The sequence below is a fragment of the Mycobacterium sp. 1245852.3 genome (assembly GCF_001669335.1).
GTDB lineage: Bacteria > Actinomycetota > Actinomycetes > Mycobacteriales > Mycobacteriaceae > Mycobacterium > Mycobacterium europaeum_A.
Window position 1 is genome coordinate 1 of sequence record NZ_LZLL01000241.1, and the last position, 3,270, is coordinate 3,270.

Annotated in this window: 1 protein-coding gene; it reads left to right on the forward strand. The window is 65.7% G+C overall.

Going from position 1 to position 3,270, the window contains the following annotated elements; genetic code table 11:
• Positions 1 to 3,270, forward strand: a 3,270-nt coding sequence (locus tag A9W96_RS10785; protein ID WP_156765198.1) for a condensation domain-containing protein, incomplete at both ends; no start/stop codon positions are given.

The following is a 3,270-nucleotide window of genomic DNA, read 5'->3' on the forward strand; positions in this document are numbered from 1 at the left end:
CGGTGCCGGTGGGGGTGGTAGGTGAGTTGTATGTGGCCGGTGCTGGTGTGGGGGTGGGGTATTGGCGGCGTGCGTCGTTGACGGGGTCGCGGTTTGTGGCGTGTCCGTTCGGGGGGCCGGGTGCGCGGATGTATCGCACCGGGGATTTGGTGTGCTGGACACCCGATGGGCAGTTGCGCTATGTGGGTCGCGCTGATGAGCAGGTCAAGATCCGCGGGTATCGCGTCGAGCTGGGGGAGGTGCGTAGCGCGTTAGCTGGTGTGGCGGGGGTGGAGCAGGCGGTGGTCGTCGCTCGTGAGGATCCACCTGGTGATAAGCGGCTGGTGGGTTATGTCACGGAATCCCGTTCGGGGGCGGTCGATCCCAGCCAGGTGCGTGCTCGGCTGGGTGAGCTGTTGCCGGCCTATATGGTGCCGGCTGCGATCGTGGTCCTCGACGCCATGCCGCTAACGGTCAACGGCAAACTCGACACCCGCGCGCTACCCGCACCCGAATACAGCACGGTTCCGCATCAGATCCCGACCAACGCGACCGAAGAAGCTCTCACCAACATCTATGCCCAGGTCCTGGGCGTGCAGCGGGTCGGGATCAACGACTCGTTCTTCGACCTGGGCGGGGATTCGTTGGCGGTGATGCGTCTGGTCGCCGCGGTCAACGCGAACTTGGGCGCCGACCTTTCGGTGCGGGCGGTGTTCGAGGCGCCGACGGTGGCCCGGTTGGCGCCGCGTATCAGTGATGCGAGGCGGCGGCCACAGTCGGCTTTAATCCCGGTCCCGCGGCCTGCGGTTGTTCCGTTGTCGTTTGCGCAGTCGCGGTTGTGGTTCATCGACCAGTTGCAGGGGCCGTCGCCGGTCTACAACATGCCGGTGGTGCTGCGACTGCAAGGCGATTTGAAGGCCGAGGCGTTGGGGGCGGCCCTGGCTGATGTGGTGGCCCGCCACGAAACCCTGCGCACGCTGATCACCGCGCCCGAAGGAGCGCCTCGACAATTGATTGTCCCGATCGCTCAAGCCGAATTCGGCTGGGAGATCGTTGATGCCAGCGGCTGGCCCGCGAGTCAGCTGGACGAGACCATCGGCGCCATTACCCGGCACCCGTTCGATCTGGCGCGGGAGATTCCGGTGCGGGCGCGGCTTTTCCGGGTGGGTGAGGATGAGCATGTGCTGGCAGGGGTGGTCCATCACATCGCTGCTGATGGGATGTCGGTTGGGCCGCTGGTGCATGACTTGGGGATGGCCTATGCCAGCCGGTGCCAGGGGCGTGCCCCCGAGTGGGCGCCGTTGCCGGTGCAGTATGCCGATTACACCCTGTGGCAGCGCGCCCGGTTAGGGGATCTCGACGACGAGAACAGTCGGCTGGGCGCCCAGTTGGCGTACTGGCAGGATGCTTTGGCTGGGATGGCTGAGCGGTTGGCGCTTCCGGTCGACCGGCCTTACCCGGTGGTGGCTGATCACCGCGGTGCCACGGTGGAGCTGGATTGGCCGGCCGAGTTGCAGCAGCAGGTGGCGGTGGTGGCCCGGGAGCACAACGCGACGACCTTCATGGTGGTGCAGGCCGCGTTGGCGGTGGTGCTGTCGAAGTTGAGTGCGAGTTCTGATGTGGCGGTGGGTTTCCCGATCGCCGGACGGCAAGACCCTGCTCTGGAGGGGTTGATCGGGTTTTTCGTCAATACCTTGGTGCTGCGGGTCGATCTGGCCGGGGATCCCACGGTCGCCGAGCTCCTGGCCCAGGTGCGCCGGCGCAGTCTGGAGGCCTATGAGCACCAGGACGTGCCCTTCGAACTGCTCGTCGACCGACTCAACCCCACCCGATCACTGACCCATCACCCCCTGATCCAAGTGCTGTTGGCCTGGCAGAATGCCGACGCCACCGACCTCCACCTGAGCGATGTACGGATAACCCCCATACCGGCCGACATTCACAGTGCGCCCATGGATCTGGCCTTCTCCCTGGCCGAGCGCTTGACCGCTGCGGGTGAACGGGCGGGGATCGGCGGCACGGTGCAGTTCCGCACCGATGTATTCGACGTAGCCACAATCACTACCCTCGTCGATCGGTTCCAGGGGGTGTTGATGGCCATGGTCGCCGACGCCGGGCAACGGTTGTCCTCGATCGATGTGCTCGATGAGGGTGAGCGCACCTGGCTGGATGGGTGGGGTAATCGCCGGGTGTTGAGCGCGCCGGGTACCGGGGCGGTGTCGATTCCCGAGTTGTTCGCGGTTCAGGTGGCCCGCATGCCGGGGGCGGTGGCGGTGGGTTTCGAGGGCCGCGAGCTGACTTATCGGGAGCTTGATGAGGTTTCGGATCGGTTGGCGCATGGGCTGGTTGACCGCGGGGTAGGCCCAGGCGGGTTGGTGGGGTTGTTGTGTTCGCGGTCGGCTGAGGCGATCGTCGCGATGTTGGCGGTGCTTAAGGCGGGGGCGGCTTATGTTCCGATCGACCCTGCGGTGCCGGCGGCGCGCATGGAGTTCTTGTTGGCTGATGCCGCGCCGGTGGTGGTGTTGACGACGGGGGGACTGGGCGAGCGGCTGGACGGGTTCGAGGTGGTGGTGATCGACCTTGGTGAGCTGGCTGTCGGTGCTGGGCCCGTGAGTGCGCTGCCGTTGCCTGATCCGGGTGATGTCGCGTATCTGATCTATACCTCGGGTACTACGGGTGTTCCCAAAGGTGTTGCGGTGACCCATCACAACGTTACTGAGCTGATGGCGTCATTGGCTGCTCGAGTGCCGGTTGGTGCGGGTCAGGTGTGGTCGCAGTGGCATTCCTACAGCTTTGACATTTCGGGCTGGGAGATTTGGGGCGCGTTGCTCAATGGCAGCCGGTTGGTGGTGATACCCGATGCGGTGGTGGGCTCCCCGGATGAGTTGCACGCGTTGGTGATAGCCGAGCGAGTCAGTGTGCTCAGTCAAACCCCGTCCGCCTTGAGCGTGTTGTCTCCGCGGGGTTTGGAGTCGGTGACCGTGCTGGTCGGCGGTGAGGCCTGCCCGGCCGAGGTGGTGGATCAGTGGGCGGCGGCTGGGCGGGTGCTGATCAATCAGTACGGTCCGACCGAGACCACGATGTGGGTGGCGATGAGTGCGCCGTTGGCCCCGGGTGCGGCTGTGGTGCCCATCGGGTCACCGGTGCCCGGGGCGGCGCTGTTCGTGCTGGACCAGTGGTTGCATCCGGTGCCGGTGGGGGTGGTTGGTGAGTTGTATGTGGCCGTGCTCGCGTTCCTGGCGTACCTGTACACGGTGGTGCTGTTCGCCCCGGTGCTGATCGTGCTGGAGC